Consider the following 15,132-nt stretch of genomic DNA (forward strand, 5'->3'; position numbering starts at 1 on the left):
CAAGTGTCCGAAGGGACACGCAGGCGTGCACGTGCTGGCGGCAAGTACGCGGACCCGTTCAACCCACCGGATCGGCAAGAGACCCTCGCTTCCGCCGTGGCGACGGCGCCGGTCCCGGACTTGGATGAAGAACAAAAAATAGGGGTCAGAGCAGGGTGACGCCCGGGATCAGCCAGAGCGAGAGCGAGGCGAGGGTGATGCCGATGGCCGTGGCGGCGAGCACGTCGCTGGGGTAGTGCAGTCCCAGCACCACCCGCGAAACCGCCACGCTGGCCGCGAAAGGCACCAGTAGCGGCGCCAGCGCGGGGTAGTGCGCCAGCGCCACCAGGGTGAAGGCCACGGCGTGCAGCGTGTGGCCGGAGGGGAAGCTGAATTCGTCCAGTGGCGCGATCCAGGCCCGGATGCGGCCGTCGGCGGCGAAGGGACGCGGCCGGCGCGTCCAGCGCTTGAGCCTGCGATACAGCAGCAGCGCCACCAGGCCGGTCGCCGCCAGGTGCGCCGAGGCGCTGAGCCCGCGCCAGCCGTCGAACAGCACCAGCGCCGCCATCAGCGCATACCAGAAGGCGCCGTCGCCCAGCCGGCTGACGGCGCGGAAGTAGGCGCGCACGGCGGCGCGCGCGCCCCAGCGGTTGGCGGCGAGGCACCAGCCCTGCTCGCGGTCCACGAGCCGGCGGGTGCGGTCGTTCACGCCGCCTGCTCCCGCTCGCCCAGCGCCGCCAGCAGCGCGGCGAATTCCGCCGCGACGGTGTCGGGGTGCAGGTGCTGCACGGCCGCCCGGGCGTTTTCGCCCAGCTGGCGCAGGTCGGGCCGCAGCGCGGTGCCCACCAGCGCGTCGGTGAAGCCGGGCTCGTCGCCGAAGGCCGCCGTGGCGCCGTGCACGCCGTGAACCAGGTGCTCGCGCGCGGCGCCATAGTCGAAGGCTACGGTGGCGATGCCGCTGGCCATGGCCTCGAGCGTCACGTTGCCGAAGGTCTCGGACAGGCTGGGGAAGCAGAAGACGTCGGCGCTGGCGAAGCTGCGCGCCAGCGCGTCGCCGCGCTGCACGCCGGTGAACACGAAGTCGGGATTGGCCTCCTGCAGCGCGGCGCGCGCCGGGCCGTCGCCGACCCAGACGAAGCGTGCGTCCGGCTGCGCCTGCTGCAGCCGCCGGAAGCTGCGAACGGCCAGCGGCAGGTTCTTCTCGGGCGCGATGCGACCCACGTGCACCACGACCGGGGCGCCTTCCGTGGCCCCCCAGCTTTCGCGCAGCACCGGGTCGCGCCAGCCCGGGTGGAAGGCGCGGGTGTCCACGGCGCGGCCCAGCCGCACGGCGCGGTGGAAGCCCTGCTGCGAGAGCGTTTCCTGCAGTTCGCGGGTGGGCACCAGGGTCGCGTCGGCGCGGTTGTGGAAGCGGCGCAGCCAGGCGAACACCCAGGGACTGAGGAAACCGGCGCCGTAGCGGCCCACGTAGTCGTCGAAGCGGGTGTGGAAGCCGGTGGCCACGGGGATGCCGAGGCGCCGGCAGGCCTTCAGCGCCGACCAGCCCAGCGGGCCCTCGGTGGCGATGTAAACCGCGTCCGGCCGCTGTGTCGCCCAGCGCGCCGCCAGCCGCTTGCCGGCCGGCAGGCCGAAGCGCAGGCCCGGGTAGCGCGGGATGGGCGCGCCTTCCACCAGCATCAGCGAAGGGTCGGGCCGCGGGCCGTCGTCCTCGCGCTCGGGGCGCACCAGGCCCACCGAATGGCCCAGCCGGCGCAGGCCCTGCTCGAGCGACTGCACGGTGAGCGCGACGCCGTTGACGTCGGGCGGGTAGGTTTCGGTGACCAGTTCGACGTGCAGGCTCGGTTCCATGGCCAGCACTCTGGCGGGGCCGCATGGAAGCCGCGTTACGGCGCCATTGCGCCGGCGTGACAGCGGCTCAGATGGCCTTGATCACGAGGCGCCGGCCGATCTCGGCCAGCTGCTCGCGCTCGCCCTCGAGGTCGAGGTGGGTGAGCGGATGGCCGTCGAGCCAGCGGCGCGGCAGGCGCAGCAGCAGTTCGTCGCCGTCCACGTCGAGCTCCACCACCGGCAGCGGGTCGCTGTCGTGGCTGCGGTGCATCAGCACGGCCAGGCGCAGCAGCAGGGCGCAGCGCTGCACGTTCGCCACCAGGCGGTCGGGCAATTTGTCGAAGCTGGGCGGGTGGAAGCCGCGGCGCTGGTTGCGCACCAGCGCGGCCAGGGTCTGCTGTTCGGTGCGCGAGAAGCCGGCGATGTCGGAATGCTCGACCAGGTAGGCGCCGTGCTGGTGGTACTGGCTGTGCGCGATGGCCAGGCCGATCTCGTGGATGCGCGCGGCCCAGGCCAGCTGCCGGCGGCTGTCGGGGTCGAGGTTCCAGGCGGTTTCGGCCTGGTCGAACAGGCTGAGCGCGGTGGCTTCCACGCGCGCGGCCTGGGCGGTGTCCACGCCGTAGCGGTCGCACAGGGCGCGGATGGAGTCCTCGCGCGGGTCGGCCTCGCGGTCGCGGCCGATCAGGTCGTAGAGCACGCCCTCGCGCATGGCGTGGTCGCTGACGTACATGCGCTCGATGCCCAGTTCGGTGAAGGCGGCGTCGAGCACCAGCAGGCCGCCGGCGATGATGGGCCGGCGCTCGGCCGACAGGCCGGGCAGGCGGATGGCGTCGAGCGTTTCGAATTCCAGCAGCTTGTCGCGGATGACGCCCAGGCTGGCGTCGGTGATGGAGACCTTGGTGAGCTTCATCTTCACCGAGATGTCGCAGATTTCCTTGATGGTGCCCGACGAGCCCATGGCGTCGTGCCAGCCGCGCTGGCGGTAGGCCGAGGCGAACTGCTGGAACTCGGCGGTGATCTCGGTGCGGGCGTCCTTCCAGCGCTTGCGCGAGAGCTTGCCGTCGGCAAAGAAGCGCCGGGTGGTGGCGATGCAGCCCATCTGCAGGCTTTCGCGCTCGATGGCGTCCAGGCCCTCGCCGATGATGAATTCCGTGGAGCCGCCGCCGATGTCCATCACCAGCCGGCGCTTGCCGGGCTCGGGCGGGTTGCCGTGCGCCACGCCAAGGTAGATCAGGCGCGCCTCCTCGCGGCCGGCAACCACTTCGATGCCGTGGCCCAGCGCCGTTTCCGCGGGCATCAGGAAGGCCTGCGGGTTGGCGAGCTGGCGCACGGTGTTGGTGGCGATGGCGCGCACGCGCCGGGGCGGGATGGAGCGCAGGCGCTGGCCGAAGCGGGCCAGGCAGTCGAGCGCGCGCGGCATCACGGCCGGGTCGAGGCCGCCGCGGCCGTCCAGGCCCTCGGCCAGGCGCACGGTTTCCTTGATGCGGTCGACGATGCGCAGCTGGCCCAGCACGTAGCGGGCGACGACCATGTGGAAGCTGTTGGAGCCGAGGTCGACCGCCGCCAGGAGGTCTCCGTCCTTCAGCGGCGGGGAGTCGGTCGGCATTCGGTCATCCGCAGAGTTTGGCCAGGAGCGCGCCCTGCGCAGAATAAGGCATCTCCCCCTCGGCCGGGGAGACCTGCTGGTAGCTGCCGTCCTCGCGCAGGGTCCAGGCCTGGAGGTTGTCGGCCAGGTAGTTGGCCAGCTCCTCCTCGAACACGCGCTCGGCCAGCTTCGGGTCCAGGATGGGGAAGCAGGTTTCCACCCGGCGCATCAGGTTGCGCTCCATCCAGTCGGCGCTGGAGCAGTAAATCTCGGGCTTGCCGTCGTTGCCGAACCAGTACACGCGGCTGTGCTCGAGGAAGCGCCCCACCAGCGAGCGCACCGTGATGTTGTCCGACACCCCGGGCACGCCCGGGCGCAGGCAGCAGGCGCCGCGCACGATCAGCTCGATCTTCACGCCGGCCTGCGAGGCCTCGTAGAGCGCGCGGATCACGGTGGGCTCGTTGAGCGCGTTCATCTTGGCGATGATGTGGCCGCGCTTGCCCTCGCGCGCCAGCTTCGCCTCGTGGCCGATCTTGCGCAGCAGGCCCTTGTGCAGGGTGAAGGGCGACTGCAGCAGCTTGCGCAGCTTGATGGCCGGCGCCAGGCCCGAGAGCTGGTGGAAGATGTCGTGCACGTCGGCGGCGATGTCCGGGTTGGCGGTCATCAGGCCGATGTCGGTGTACACGCGGGCGGTGCCGGCGTGGTAGTTGCCGGTGCCCAGGTGCACGTAGCGCTGCAGCTTCTTCCCCTCGCGGCGCACGATGAGCATCATCTTGGCGTGGGTCTTGTAGCCCACCACGCCGTACATCACCTGCACGCCGGCTTCCTGCAGCTGGTCGGCGAGGCGGATGTTGGCCTCCTCGTCGAAGCGCGCGCGCAGCTCCACCACCACCGTCACGTCCTTGCCGTTGCGGGCGGCGGCGATCAGGTGGTCGATGATCTTGCTGTCCTTGCCGGTGCGGTACAGCGTCTGCTTGATGGCCAGCACGTCCGGGTCGTGGGCGGCGTGCTGGAGCAGGTCGAGCACCGACTGGAAGCTCTGGTAGGGGTGGTGCAGCAGCACGTCGCGCTGGCGCAGGGTGTCGAAGGGCGCGTCGGCGTCCAGCGCCACGGCGCCGGGCTTGAAGGCCGGGAACTTGAGCTCCGGGCGGTCCACCAGGTCGTACACCTGGGTGACGCGGTTGAGGTTCACCGGGCCGTTGATGCGGTACACCGCGTTTTCGGTCAGGCCGAAGTTCTGCAGCAGCGTCTCGACGATGGGCTTGGGGCAGTGCTCGGCGATCTCCAGCCGCACCGCCGGGCGGAAGCCGCGGCTGGCCAGTTCGTCCTTGAGCGCGCTGGCGAGGTTCTCCACTTCCTCCTCGTCCACGAACAGCTCGGAGTTGCGGGTGACGCGGAACTGGTAGGCGCCCTTGACCTTCATGCCGGTGAACAGGTCGTCCACGAAGGCGGTGAGCACGGCCGAGAGCAGCACGAAGTCGTGCTTGCCGCCCGACACTTCCGGCGGCAGCTGGATGATGCGCGGCAGCGAGCGCGGCGCGCGCACGATGGCCATGCCGCCGCTGCGGCCGAACGCGTCCTTGCCTTCCAGCACCACCACCACGTTCAGCGACTTGTTGAGGATGCGCGGGAACGGATGCACCGGGTCGAGGCCCAGCGGCGACAGCACCGGCAGCAGCTCGTCCTGGAAGTACTTGTGCAGCCACTTGCGCTGGCGCGCGTTCCAGGACGAATGCGCCAGGATGCGGATGCCGGCGGCGTTGAGCTCGGGCCGCAGGGTTTCGTTCCAGTAGCGGTACTGCTGCTCCACCAGCATCGCGGCCTTGTCGTGGATCAGCTCCAGCGCGCGCGTGGGCGCGATGCCGTCGGGCGGCAGCGGGCCGCCGAACTGCTGGGCGGTGCGCACGGTGGCGGCGCGGATCTCGAAGAACTCGTCGAGGTTGGTGCAGCTGATGCACAGGTACTTCAGGCGCTCGAGCAGCGGCACGCGCGGGTCGCGGGCCTGGGCCAGCACGCGGAAGTTGAATTCCAGCTGAGAAAGTTCCCGGTTGAGGTACAGGTCCGGGGCGTGCAGGTCGATCGGTTCGGGGCTGTCGGGGCTCATGGCGCTACTTTACGACTTTCCCGCGGCGCGCGGCCTCAGGCCTCGCCGGGTGCCTGGCGCATGCGCACCCGGGCCGGGCCGAACACGCAGGTGAAGGTGCTGCCGCGGCCCACTTCGCTTTCCACGTCCAGCCGGGCCTGGTGCAGGCTCAGCACGTGCTTGACGATGGACAGGCCCAGGCCCGTGCCGCCGGATTCGCGCGAACGGCTGGTGGACACCCGGTAGAAGCGCTCGGTGATGCGGGGCAGGTGCTGTTCGGGGATGCCGTAGCCGCTGTCCTGCACCGCCAGCCGGGCGCCGCCGTCGGCGGTGCGCTCGAAGCGCACGGCGATGCGGCCGCCGGTGGGCGTGTAGCGCACCGCGTTGCTCACCAGGTTCGAAAAGGCGCTGTGCAGCTCCTTGGTCGAGCCGGTGAGGTCGATGCCGGCGTGGTCCTCCACGCTCACCTGGTGCCGGCCCTGGCTCAGGGCCTCGGCCTCGCGGCGCAGGGTGACCAGCATGGGCGCCATCGCCAGCGGCTCCTCGGGCAGGTGTTCCTGGGCCTCGAGGCGCGAGAGCGTGAGCAGGTCTTCCACCAGCTGGGTCATGCGCTGGGACTGGCGGCGCATTTCCTCCACCATCACCGCCAGCTCGGGGTGCTCCTCCGGCTCGATCATGTCCAGGTAGCCGTGCACCACCGTGAGCGGCGTGCGCAGCTCGTGCGAGACGTTGGCCACGAAGTCGCGCCGCACCTGCTCGAGCCGCATGAGCTTGGTCACGTCGCGCACCACCAGCATCCACTGGGTGGCGGAATAGGGGATCAGGCGCAGGCTCAGCCGCACCATCGGGTCGGCGGGGCTGGCCAGGTCGGTGAGCGGTTCGTCGGTGTGGCCGGCGGCCAGCCACTCTCGCACGCGCGGGCTGCCGGCGAAGAAGTCGATCAAGGGCTCGCCCAGGCTCTGCGGATAGCGCAGGCCCACCAGGTGCCGCGCGGTCTTGTTGAACCAAACCAGCCGGCCGTCGCGGCGGTTGATGACCAGGGCGCCGTCGGGCATGGCGGTGGCGGCCTGCCGGTAGGCGCGCAGCAGACGCACCAGGCGGCGGCCGCGGCTGCGGTTTTCGGTCTGGCGGCGGTGGATCAGGGTTTCCAGCGCGGCCCACAGGCCCTGGCCGTCCACGGTGCGCAGCTGCTTGCGCCAGTCAAGGAAACGCAGCACGCGGTAGAGCCGCCAGTAGGCGCGCGCCGCCAGGGCCGCGGTGGCCAGGCCCAGGGCCCACCAGGGTTCGCCCACGGCCAGGCCCAGCCCCAGCGCGACGGCGTAGAACAGCAGCAGCCGGATCAGGGACTGGCGCCAGGCCAGCCGCAGCAGCATGGAAACGCTCATCCGGCCGGGCGCTCCTTCAGCCTGCCGCCGCGGAGAAGCGGTAGCCGGCGCCGCGCACGGTCTGCACCATCTCGTCGAGCTGGTAGGGCTCGAGCGCCTTGCGCAGGCGGCGGATGTGCACGTCCACGGTGCGCTCTTCCACGTACACGTTGCCGCCCCAGACATGGTCGAGCAGCTGGGTGCGGGTGTACACGCGTTCGGCGTGGGTCATGAAGAAATGCAGCAGGCGGTATTCGGTGGGGCCCACGTGCACGGGCTGGTCGCCGGCGAACACGCGGTGGGCGGCGCCGTCGATGCGCAGGCCGCCCACGGTCACGGAACCGTCATCCTCGTCGTCGCGCGAGCGGCGCATCACGGCGCGGATGCGCGCCAGCAGCTCGCGGGCCGAGAAGGGCTTGACCACGTAGTCGTCCACGCCCGATTCCAGGCCGGAAACGCGGTCGTTTTCCTCGCCGCGGGCGGTGAGCATGATGATCGGCACGTCGCGGGTGAGCTCGTCCTTGCGCCAGCGCCGGGCCAGCTCCAGGCCACTGCTGCCGGGCAGCATCCAGTCGAGCAGGATCAGGTCGGGCACCTTCTCGGTGATGGCCACCTGGGCCTCGCGGGCGTCGCCGGCGTGCACCGGCTCGTACTCGGCCTTGCGCAGGGCATAGGCCACCATCTCGCGGATGGCGGGTTCGTCGTCGACGATGAGGATGCGTTTCTGCACAGGTTTACCGTGTCACCGGAGGGGCCTGCGCGCAAGTAGATAAAACTTTTGTGACCAGCCGGTGACAGGGCCGCCGGGCGGCCTCAGCGCATGTCGGGGCGCTGTTCCTCGGCGCGGATGCCCTGGCGGCGCATCTCCAGCACCACGGGGGTGATGGCGGCCATGCGGGCCTCGATGCGGGCGCGCTGGTAGTACGTGAGGTCCTCGCGTTGCTTGAGCCGGTCGAGCTGGTTCAGGGCGTCCACCGCGCGGCCGTTGAGGAAGGCGGCCTCGGCATAGGCCTCGCTGGCCCGGACCTCGTCGCCGGCCAGTTCGCTGGCACGGGCGAAATTGCGCTGGAACAGGGGGTCGTCGCCGCTTTCCGACAGCAGCGGCCGCAGCACGTCCTGGGCCCGGCGGCCGGCCTCCGGCGTGGCCCGTTCGCCCAGGGCCTGCGAGTAGGCCAGCCGCACCGGCCGGCTTTCCGGATGGCGGCGCAGCAGGGATTCGAAGCGCTCGGTGGCCACGGCGTCGTGGCGGGCCAGGGCGGCGGCCTCGGCCTGGGCCAGTTCCAGCCACAGGTCGCCGGGGTGGCGTCCGGCCAGTTCGGCGAGGGTGCGTTCGGCCTCGGCGTGGCGGCCGGAGCGCGACAGGGCCAGGGCCAGGCCGTAGCGCTGGGCGTCGTCCACCTCGTTGCCGGGGGCGCGGGCCAGGGCCTGGTACTCGAGCACGGCGGCACTGGCGCTGCTGGCGCTGAGCACGCGCAGGCGCTCGCGCGCCCAGGGGAAGGTTTCCTCGCGGCCGGGCAGGGCGCCGTCGGCGCCGGCCAGGCTCAGGCTGCCGGGCAGCAGCAGCGGCGACGGCGCCCGCACCGCGGCGACGCCGGCGGGGCGCGATTCGATCAGCCGGCTGGCGCGCTGGCGGGTTTCGCTGATGCGGGTGGTGGTGATGGGGTGCGTGCGCAGGTATTCGGGCACCTGGTAGCCGCCGGAATTGCTGCGGCTGGCGCGCTGCATGCGCTCGAAGAAGTCGGCCATGCCGTTGGGGTCGTAGCCGGCGCGGGCCAGGGTCTGGATGCCGATGCGGTCGGCCTCGGACTCGTTCGAGCGCGTGTAGTCGATCTGCCGCTGCTGCATCAGCGCCATCGCGCCGGCCACCGCGGCCATGCTGGCGTTGCCGCTGGAATTGTCGCGGCCGCCGCTGTCGCCCACCGCCTGCGAGGCGGCGATGGCGCCGAGCATGGCCAGCATGATCGGCACCTGGTCCTTCTGGGCGCGTTCGTAGGCGCGCAGCACGTGGCGCTGGCTGACGTGCGCCACTTCGTGCGCCATCACGCCGGCCACCTCGGCCTCGTTTTCGGCCGTGAGCACCAGGCCGGCGTTCATGCCGACGTAGCCGCCGAGCGTGGCGAAGGCGTTGATCTGCCGGTCGCGCATCATGAAGAAGGTGAAGCCGTGCTCCGGCGTGTCGCTGTTCGCGGCCAGCCGGTAACCCATGCCCTGCAGCCAGGCGTCTACGAGCGGGTCTTCGACCAGCAGGTTCAGGCGGCGCAGTTCGTAGATCAGGTAGGCGCCGTACTCGGCCTCGGTGCCGGGGTCGATCATCTCCGCCGCCGACGAACCGATGTCCGGCAGCTGGCCCTCCTGCGCGCGGGCGCCGCAGGCCAGGGCGAGGGCCAGGGTGAGGACGGCGGGGGCGAGGATGCGCACGGCGGCTCCGTTCGGACGATGGCTCAGGATAGCGGCTGGGGCCTTCGCCGGGGGTGAACCCGCCGTTAACCCGGCCGCCGCGCGCGCCTCAGCGTTGCAGGGCGCGGGTGGAAATGCCGGCCCCGCGCCGCCAAACTGGCCGGGTCAAACCGGAGGAACCCCGTGCCCAAGGTCGTGATGTACACCACCGCCGTCTGCCCCTACTGCGTGGCGGCCAAGAATTTCCTCAAGTCCCGCGGCGCCAGCTGGGAAGAAGTGCGCGTGGACGTCGACCTGGCGCGCCGGCAGGAGATGCTCGACCGCGCCAAGCGCACCTCGGTGCCGCAGATCTTCATCGACGACACCCACGTGGGCGGCTACGACGACCTGGTGGCGCTCGACCGCGCCGGCGGCCTGGCCCCGCTGCTGGAGGCCAAGGCATGAGCGCCGGCGAAAAGGACCGCGTGCGCGAATTCACCGAATTCCGCCAGCGCATGAACGAGCGCATCCTGGGCCAGGACAACCAGGTGGTGCGGCGCTTCTTCGCGCTCGACACCCAGACCTACAAGGCCGGCGCGCTCGACCTCAAGACCAAGGAGCTGATGGGCCTGGTGGCCTCGATGGTGCTGCGCTGCGACGACTGCATCAGCTACCACATCGCCCAGTGCAAGGAAGCCGGCGTCAATCGCGACGAATTCTTCGAGGCCTTCAGCGTGGCCCTGGTGGTGGGCGGCTCCATCGTGATCCCGCACCTGCGCCGCGGCGTGGACTTCCTCGACCAGCTCGAGGGGGCCGGCGCGCACGCCCCGGCCCCGGCCGAACACGGCCACTGAGCCCGGCCCCGCCCGGGACCCTACCAAGGTCCAGTGGGCGGGGGTGGCGCCGCTTCTGGCATAATACCGCGCCCCTCGCGGCCGCCCGGCTGCGGAAACCTTTTGGAAGAACAACAACTTATGACCCAGACGATCGCGGTGATCCGTGGCGACGGCATCGGCCCGGAAATCATGGACGCCACCCTGTCGGTGCTCGACGCGATGAAGCTCGGGCTGCAGTACGACTTCGTGGAAGCCGGCCTGAAGGCCTACGAGACCCAGGGCGAGCTGCTGCCGGCCGCCACCCTCGAGGCCATCCACAAGCACCGCGTGGCGCTCAAGAGCCCGCTCACCACGCCGGTGGGCGAAGGCTTCTCGTCCATCAACGTCGAGCTGCGCAAGCGCTTCGACCTGTACGCGAACGTGCGCCCGGCCATCACCTTCCCGAACACCAAGTCGCGCTACGAGAACATCGACCTGATCACGGTGCGCGAGAACACCGAGGGCGCCTACATCGGCGAGGGCCAGAACCTCACCGCCGACGGCGAGACCGCCACGCTCACGCAGAAGGTCACGCGCCGCGGCTCCGAGCGCATCGTGCGCTACGCCTTCGACCTGGCCCGCCGCGTGGGCCGCAAGAAGGTCACCATCGTGCACAAGGCCAACATCCTCAAGTCCACCTCGGGCCTGTTCCTGAAGGTGGCGCGCCAGGTGGCGGCCGAGTACCCCGACATCCAGTGCAACGAGATGATCGTGGACAACACCTGCATGCAGCTGGTGATGAAGCCCGAGCAGTTCGACGTGATCGTCACCACCAACCTGTTCGGCGACATCATCTCCGACCTCTGCGCCGGCCTGGTGGGCGGCCTGGGCCTGGCTCCGGGCGCCAACATCGGCACCGAGGCGGCCATCTTCGAGGCCGTGCACGGTTCGGCCCCGGACATCGCCGGCAAGGGCATCGCCAACCCGGTGGCCCTGCTGCTGGGCGCGGTGCAGATGCTCGAGCACCTGGGCAAGGTCGCCGAGGCCGCGCGCCTGCGCCAGGCCATCGTCGACACCATGGCGGCCAAGGACAACCTGACGCCCGACCTCGGCGGTACCGGCACCACCCAGTCCTTCGCCCAGGCCATCGCGCGCCGCGCCGCGGCCTGAGCCGGGTTTCCCGCCGGCTGGAAGAAGAAGGGCGCCGATGGCGCCCTTCTTTTTTTCCTTCTCCCAGATCCGGGGCCGGCGCCGTCGCCACGGTGGAAGCGAGGGTCGCTTCCCACTCAGTGGAGCCTTTATTTCGCGGGAAGCGACCCTCGCTTCCACCGCGCCGCCGGTACCTGCCGGCATGGGCGCCCCACGAAGGGCAGGCGGGGCCGCGCTCCGATGCTTGCGCGTCTCGACCCGGGCCGCAGGGAACGATTTCTCTTGCCGATCCGGTGGGTGAAACGGGTCCAGGTGTTTGCCGCCAGCACGTGCGCGCCTGCGTGTCCCTTCGGACACTTGATGCGACGGCAGGGCCAGCGTGGAAGGTGGCCAGCGTGAGAGTCCTCGCCGCCCGGCGGCGGGTGCGGGGCTGAGGCGAAGGGCTCGTCGCCAACCCGGATAGTCTGCTCAGATGCCGGAGGCTTCGGTGTGCCCGCCGCGAACCCACACCCGCCGCCGGGCGGCGAGCCGGTTCGTACTGGCCGTCTTCCATGCTGGCGAAGCAGCCACACCCCGCGTCCGGAGGGACGCGAACGACAGGTCATGCCCTGGTTCGTGCCCGAGCCGAGTCAACCCAACCGGATCCGCAAGAAAAATGTGCCGCCTTGGCCCCCGACCGTGACGCGCAAGCATCGGAGCGAACAGCCACGGGCCTTCCGTCCAGCCAACCGGATGACCCGGTCCGGACTCGCCTTCGCGGTGGGGCCGACGCCAGATCAATTGTTAGAGAAGCGTCGCCCCGGTCATCCAGGTATTTCGACAAAAACCTATCTCTCAACTTCGTGCTGAGATAGCGCCCAGGCGACGTGTTCGCGCACGAGGGCGCTGGGGTGGTCGCGGCGCGAGGCCAGCGCCGCCAGCACCGACGGCGTGGTGGGCGCGTTGCCCAGGGCCACGGCGATGTTGCGCAGCCAGCCCTCGTGGCCGGTGCGGCGGATGGCGCTGCCTTCGGTGCGGCGCAGGAATTCTTCCTCGTCCCAGGCGAACAGCTCGGCCAGGCTGGCGCGTTCGAGGCCGTTGCGCGCGACGAAGTCGGGCTCGTCGTGGCGCACCGCGAACTTGTTCCAGGGGCAGGCCAGCTGGCAGTCGTCGCAGCCGAAGATGCGGTTGCCCATCAGCGGCCGCAGTTCCTCGGGGATCGATTCCTTCAGCTCGATGGTGAGGTAGCTGATGCAGCGGCGCGCGTCCACGCGGTAGGGCGCCACGATGGCCTGGGTGGGGCAAACCTGGATGCAGCGCGTGCAGGTGCCGCAGTGCGCGCTGGCGGGCGCGTCCACCGGCAGCGGCAGGTCGGTGTAGATCTCGCCCAGGAAGAACCAGCTGCCGGCCGACTTGTTGATCAGGCAGCTGTGCTTGCCGATCCAGCCCAGGCCGGCGTCGCGCGCCAGCGCGCGCTCGAGCACCGGCGCGGAATCGACGAAGGCGCGGTAGCCGAACGGGCCGATTTCGCCGGCGATGCGGTCGGCCAGCTTCTGCAGGCGGTTGCGCATCACCTTGTGGTAGTCGCGGCCCAGCGCGTAGCGCGCCACGTAGGCGTCCTCGCCGCGTTCGAGCGTGGCCCAGGCCGCGGCGTCGTCACCGGTGCCGTAGTCCATGCGCACCGACAGCACGCGCAGCGTGCCGGGCACCAGTTCGGCCGGGCGCGAGCGCTTGTCGCCGTGGCGGGCCATGTAGTCCATCGCGCCGTGCTGGCCCTTGGCCAGCCAGTCGCGCAGGTGCGCCTCGTCCTCGCCCAGTTCGACGCCGGCGATGCCCACCTGCTGGAAGCCCAGTTCGGCGCCCCAGGCGCGGATGGCCCGGGCGAGGGCGGTCATGTCGGCCGGGTCGCGCATGCGGGCAAGTATAGAATCCCGGCATGAACGAGCTGATGCCCCTGTACCGCGGCGCCCAGGTGAAGGCGATGGACCGCACGGCCATCGAGACCCTGGGCATCCCCGGCTACACCCTGATGTGCCGCGCCGGCGAGGCGGCCTGGCGCCTGCTGCGGCAGCGCTGGCCCGCGGCGCGCTGCATCGGCGTGGCCTGCGGGCCGGGCAACAACGGCGGCGACGGTTACGTGCTCGCCCGCCTGGCGAAGGCCGAGGGGTTCACCGTCGTGGTGCTGGCGCCGCCGGGCACCAGCCCGCGTGCAAAGGAGGCCCGCCAGGCCCTGGCCGACTGGCGCGCCGCCGGCGGTCGGGTGGAAACCTTCGACGGCCTGCTGCCCGAAGCCGACGTCTGGGTCGACGCGCTGTACGGCATCGGCCTGGCGCGCCCGCCCTCCGACGCCGCGCGCGCCATGATCGAGCGCGTCAACGCCAGCCACCGGCCTGTGCTGGCGCTGGACGTGCCCTCGGGCCTGGACGCCGACACCGGCCATGCCGCCGGCGCCGTGGTGCGCGCCGACGTGACGCTGAGCTTCATCGCCGCCAAGCGCGGCCTCTACACCGGCATGGCCCGCGATTTCGACGGCGAAGTGCGGGTGGATGCCCTCGGCCTGGACACCGCGCGCCTCACCGACGACGCGCCCGCCGCGTGGCTGATCCGCCCCGACGGCCTGTCGCGCTGGCTGGCGCCGCGCCACGCCAACGCGCACAAGGGCGAACACGGCCACGTGCTGTGCGTGGGCGGCGAAGTGGGCATGGGCGGCGCCGTGCGCCTGTGCGCCGAAGCCGCGCTGCGCACCGGCGTGGGCCTGGCCAGCGTGGCCACGCGCAGCGCCGGCGTGGCGGCCCTGGTGGCTGCGCGCCCGGAGGCGATGACGCATGCCGTGGAAGACGCCGCCGCGCTGGCGCCGCTGCTCGAACGCGCCACCGTGCTGGCCGTGGGCCCGGGCCTGGGGCAGGGCGACTGGGGCCGCGCGCTGTACGCGGCCGCGCTCGCCAGCGGCAAGCCGCTGGTGCTCGACGCCGACGGCCTGAACCTGCTCGCCGCCGCGCCGCGGCCGCTGCCGCAGGCCATCCTCACGCCGCACCCCGGCGAGGCCGGGCGCCTGCTCGGCCTCACCAGCGCCGAGGTGCAGGCCGACCGTTTCGCCGCCGCCGCCGCGCTGGTGCGCCGCTACGAATGCGTGGTGCTGCTCAAGGGCGCGGGCACCGTGGTGGCCGCGCCCGGCGAAGTGCCGGTGGTGATCGGCGCCGGCAACCCGGGCATGGCCACGGGCGGCATGGGCGACGTGCTCTCCGGCGTGGTCGCCGCGCTGCACGCGCAGCACCTGCCCGCGTTCGAAGCCGCGGTGGCCGGCGCACTGCTGCATGCCGCCGCCGGCGACACGGCCGCGCGCATCGGCGGCGAACGCGGCCTGCTGCCTTCCGACCTGTTCCCCTACCTGCGCCGCCTGGCCAACCCCGAATGAGCGCGCGCGAAACCTTCCTGCCCGACCCGTCCGCCACCGAGGCCCTGGCCGTCGCGCTGGCCGCCAGCCAGCCGCCGCGCGCCGTGGTCTACCTCGAGGGCGACCTGGGCGCCGGCAAGTCCAGCCTGGCCCGCGCCTGGCTGCGCGCGCTGGGCGTGCGCGGCGCCATCAAGAGCCCCACCTACACCCTGGTCGAACGCTACCCGCTGCCCGGCGGCGAGGCCGCGCACCTCGACCTGTACCGCCTGGCCGGCGCCGCCGAGCTGGATTTCCTGGGCCTGGACGAACTGGCCGCCGAGGCCGCGCTGTGGCTGGTGGAGTGGCCCGGCCGCGGCCAGGGCGGCCTGCCGGCGCCCGACCTGCGCCTGCGCCTGGCCGTGGACGGCACCGGCCGCCGCGCCCGGCTCGAGGCGGCCAGCCCGGCGGGCGAGGCCTGGCTGGCCCGGGCCCCGGTTTGAGGGGCTTTCCGGGCATCTTCTGACCCAAATCCGAGGAAGGTCCGGCAGGTATCGGATTCCAAAGGGAAAACTCTTGCTTTTCCCTGAACCCGGTGCTTCAAT

The 15,132-nt window shown here is 71.5% G+C and carries 13 protein-coding genes; 5 read left to right on the forward strand and 8 right to left on the reverse strand.

The window, feature by feature from the left end; genetic code table 11:
• Nucleotides 1-145 precede the first annotated feature (145 nt).
• The 7 genes from ACE3Q2_RS00725 to ACE3Q2_RS00755 form a co-directional block, all read right to left on the reverse strand.
• Nucleotides 146-688 (reverse strand): phosphatase PAP2 family protein, encoded by a 543-nt coding sequence (locus ACE3Q2_RS00725; protein ID WP_231696254.1) that lies wholly within the window; start codon nucleotides 686-688, stop codon nucleotides 146-148.
• Nucleotides 685-1,815 (reverse strand): glycosyltransferase family 4 protein, encoded by a 1,131-nt coding sequence (locus ACE3Q2_RS00730; protein ID WP_374472225.1) that lies wholly within the window; start codon nucleotides 1,813-1,815, stop codon nucleotides 685-687. The genes ACE3Q2_RS00725 and ACE3Q2_RS00730 overlap by 4 nt, the downstream gene beginning before the upstream one ends.
• 79 nt (nucleotides 1,816-1,894) lie before the next feature.
• Nucleotides 1,895-3,412 carry an exopolyphosphatase gene (ppx, locus tag ACE3Q2_RS00735; protein WP_231696256.1) on the reverse strand — a complete coding sequence of 506 codons (1,518 nt, stop codon included), beginning with the start codon at nucleotides 3,410-3,412 and terminating at the stop codon, nucleotides 1,895-1,897.
• A gap of 4 nt (nucleotides 3,413-3,416) precedes the next feature.
• Nucleotides 3,417-5,495: a polyphosphate kinase 1 gene (gene ppk1 / locus ACE3Q2_RS00740; RefSeq protein ID WP_231696257.1), complete on the reverse strand. Its 2,079-nt coding sequence runs from the start codon at nucleotides 5,493-5,495 to the stop codon at nucleotides 3,417-3,419.
• A gap of 35 nt (nucleotides 5,496-5,530) precedes the next feature.
• Nucleotides 5,531-6,859 carry a phosphate regulon sensor histidine kinase PhoR gene (phoR, locus tag ACE3Q2_RS00745; protein WP_374472044.1) on the reverse strand — a complete coding sequence of 443 codons (1,329 nt, stop codon included), beginning with the start codon at nucleotides 6,857-6,859 and terminating at the stop codon, nucleotides 5,531-5,533.
• A gap of 16 nt (nucleotides 6,860-6,875) precedes the next feature.
• Nucleotides 6,876-7,568, reverse strand: a complete 693-nt coding sequence (phoB, locus tag ACE3Q2_RS00750; RefSeq protein WP_374472045.1) for a phosphate regulon transcriptional regulator PhoB — start codon at nucleotides 7,566-7,568, stop codon at nucleotides 6,876-6,878.
• Between the two features lie 83 nt (nucleotides 7,569-7,651).
• Nucleotides 7,652-9,256: a M48 family metalloprotease gene (locus tag ACE3Q2_RS00755; protein ID WP_374472047.1), complete on the reverse strand. Its 1,605-nt coding sequence runs from the start codon at nucleotides 9,254-9,256 to the stop codon at nucleotides 7,652-7,654.
• 177 nt (nucleotides 9,257-9,433) lie between these two features.
• Between ACE3Q2_RS00755 and grxC the strand changes: the two genes are divergently transcribed.
• The 3 genes from grxC to ACE3Q2_RS00770 all read left to right on the forward strand — a co-directional run bounded on the left by grxC (nucleotide 9,434) and on the right by ACE3Q2_RS00770 (nucleotide 11,199).
• Nucleotides 9,434-9,679, forward strand: coding sequence for a glutaredoxin 3 (grxC, locus tag ACE3Q2_RS00760; RefSeq protein WP_374472227.1), 246 nt, complete (start codon nucleotides 9,434-9,436; stop codon nucleotides 9,677-9,679).
• Entirely contained in the window at nucleotides 9,676-10,068 is a 393-nt protein-coding gene (locus ACE3Q2_RS00765) for a carboxymuconolactone decarboxylase family protein (protein ID WP_043803936.1), read from the forward strand. The genes grxC and ACE3Q2_RS00765 overlap by 4 nt, the downstream gene beginning before the upstream one ends.
• Before the next feature lie 120 nt (nucleotides 10,069-10,188).
• Nucleotides 10,189-11,199: an isocitrate dehydrogenase gene (locus tag ACE3Q2_RS00770; protein WP_231696262.1), complete on the forward strand. Its 1,011-nt coding sequence runs from the start codon at nucleotides 10,189-10,191 to the stop codon at nucleotides 11,197-11,199.
• An 806-nt stretch (nucleotides 11,200-12,005) separates the two neighbouring features.
• Here ACE3Q2_RS00770 and queG read toward each other — a convergent pair.
• On the reverse strand, nucleotides 12,006-13,070 hold the full coding sequence (queG, locus tag ACE3Q2_RS00775) for a tRNA epoxyqueuosine(34) reductase QueG (RefSeq protein WP_374472050.1): 1,065 nt from the start codon (nucleotides 13,068-13,070) through the stop codon (nucleotides 12,006-12,008).
• Between the two features lie 23 nt (nucleotides 13,071-13,093).
• Between queG and ACE3Q2_RS00780 the strand changes: the two genes are divergently transcribed.
• Entirely contained in the window at nucleotides 13,094-14,572 is a 1,479-nt protein-coding gene (locus ACE3Q2_RS00780; protein WP_374472052.1) for an NAD(P)H-hydrate dehydratase, read from the forward strand.
• A complete protein-coding gene (gene tsaE, locus ACE3Q2_RS00785) occupies nucleotides 14,569-15,030 on the forward strand; it encodes a tRNA (adenosine(37)-N6)-threonylcarbamoyltransferase complex ATPase subunit type 1 TsaE (protein WP_374472054.1) in 462 nt (153 codons plus the stop codon). The genes ACE3Q2_RS00780 and tsaE overlap by 4 nt, the downstream gene beginning before the upstream one ends.
• Nucleotides 15,031-15,132: the final 102 nt, after the last annotated feature.

Origin of the sequence: Arenimonas sp. (assembly GCF_041913985.1) — a bacterium.
Lineage (GTDB): Bacteria > Pseudomonadota > Gammaproteobacteria > Xanthomonadales > Xanthomonadaceae > Arenimonas.

Bases quoted from the DNA above. Each gene is read 5' to 3' on its own strand.
- ACE3Q2_RS00780 (WP_374472052.1), top strand. From the start codon at position 13,094: ATGAACGAGCTGATGCCCCTGTACCGCGGCGCCCAGGTGAAGGCGATG.
- tsaE (WP_374472054.1), top strand. From the start codon at position 14,569: ATGAGCGCGCGCGAAACCTTCCTGCCCGACCCGTCCGCCACCGAGGCC.
- ppx (WP_231696256.1), bottom strand. From the start codon at position 3,412: ATGCCGACCGACTCCCCGCCGCTGAAGGACGGAGACCTCCTGGCGGCG.
- ppk1 (WP_231696257.1), bottom strand. From the start codon at position 5,495: ATGAGCCCCGACAGCCCCGAACCGATCGACCTGCACGCCCCGGACCTG.
- queG (WP_374472050.1), bottom strand. From the start codon at position 13,070: ATGCGCGACCCGGCCGACATGACCGCCCTCGCCCGGGCCATCCGCGCC.
- grxC (WP_374472227.1), top strand. From the start codon at position 9,434: ATGTACACCACCGCCGTCTGCCCCTACTGCGTGGCGGCCAAGAATTTC.
- ACE3Q2_RS00765 (WP_043803936.1), top strand. From the start codon at position 9,676: ATGAGCGCCGGCGAAAAGGACCGCGTGCGCGAATTCACCGAATTCCGC.
- ACE3Q2_RS00770 (WP_231696262.1), top strand. From the start codon at position 10,189: ATGACCCAGACGATCGCGGTGATCCGTGGCGACGGCATCGGCCCGGAA.
- phoR (WP_374472044.1), bottom strand. From the start codon at position 6,859: ATGAGCGTTTCCATGCTGCTGCGGCTGGCCTGGCGCCAGTCCCTGATC.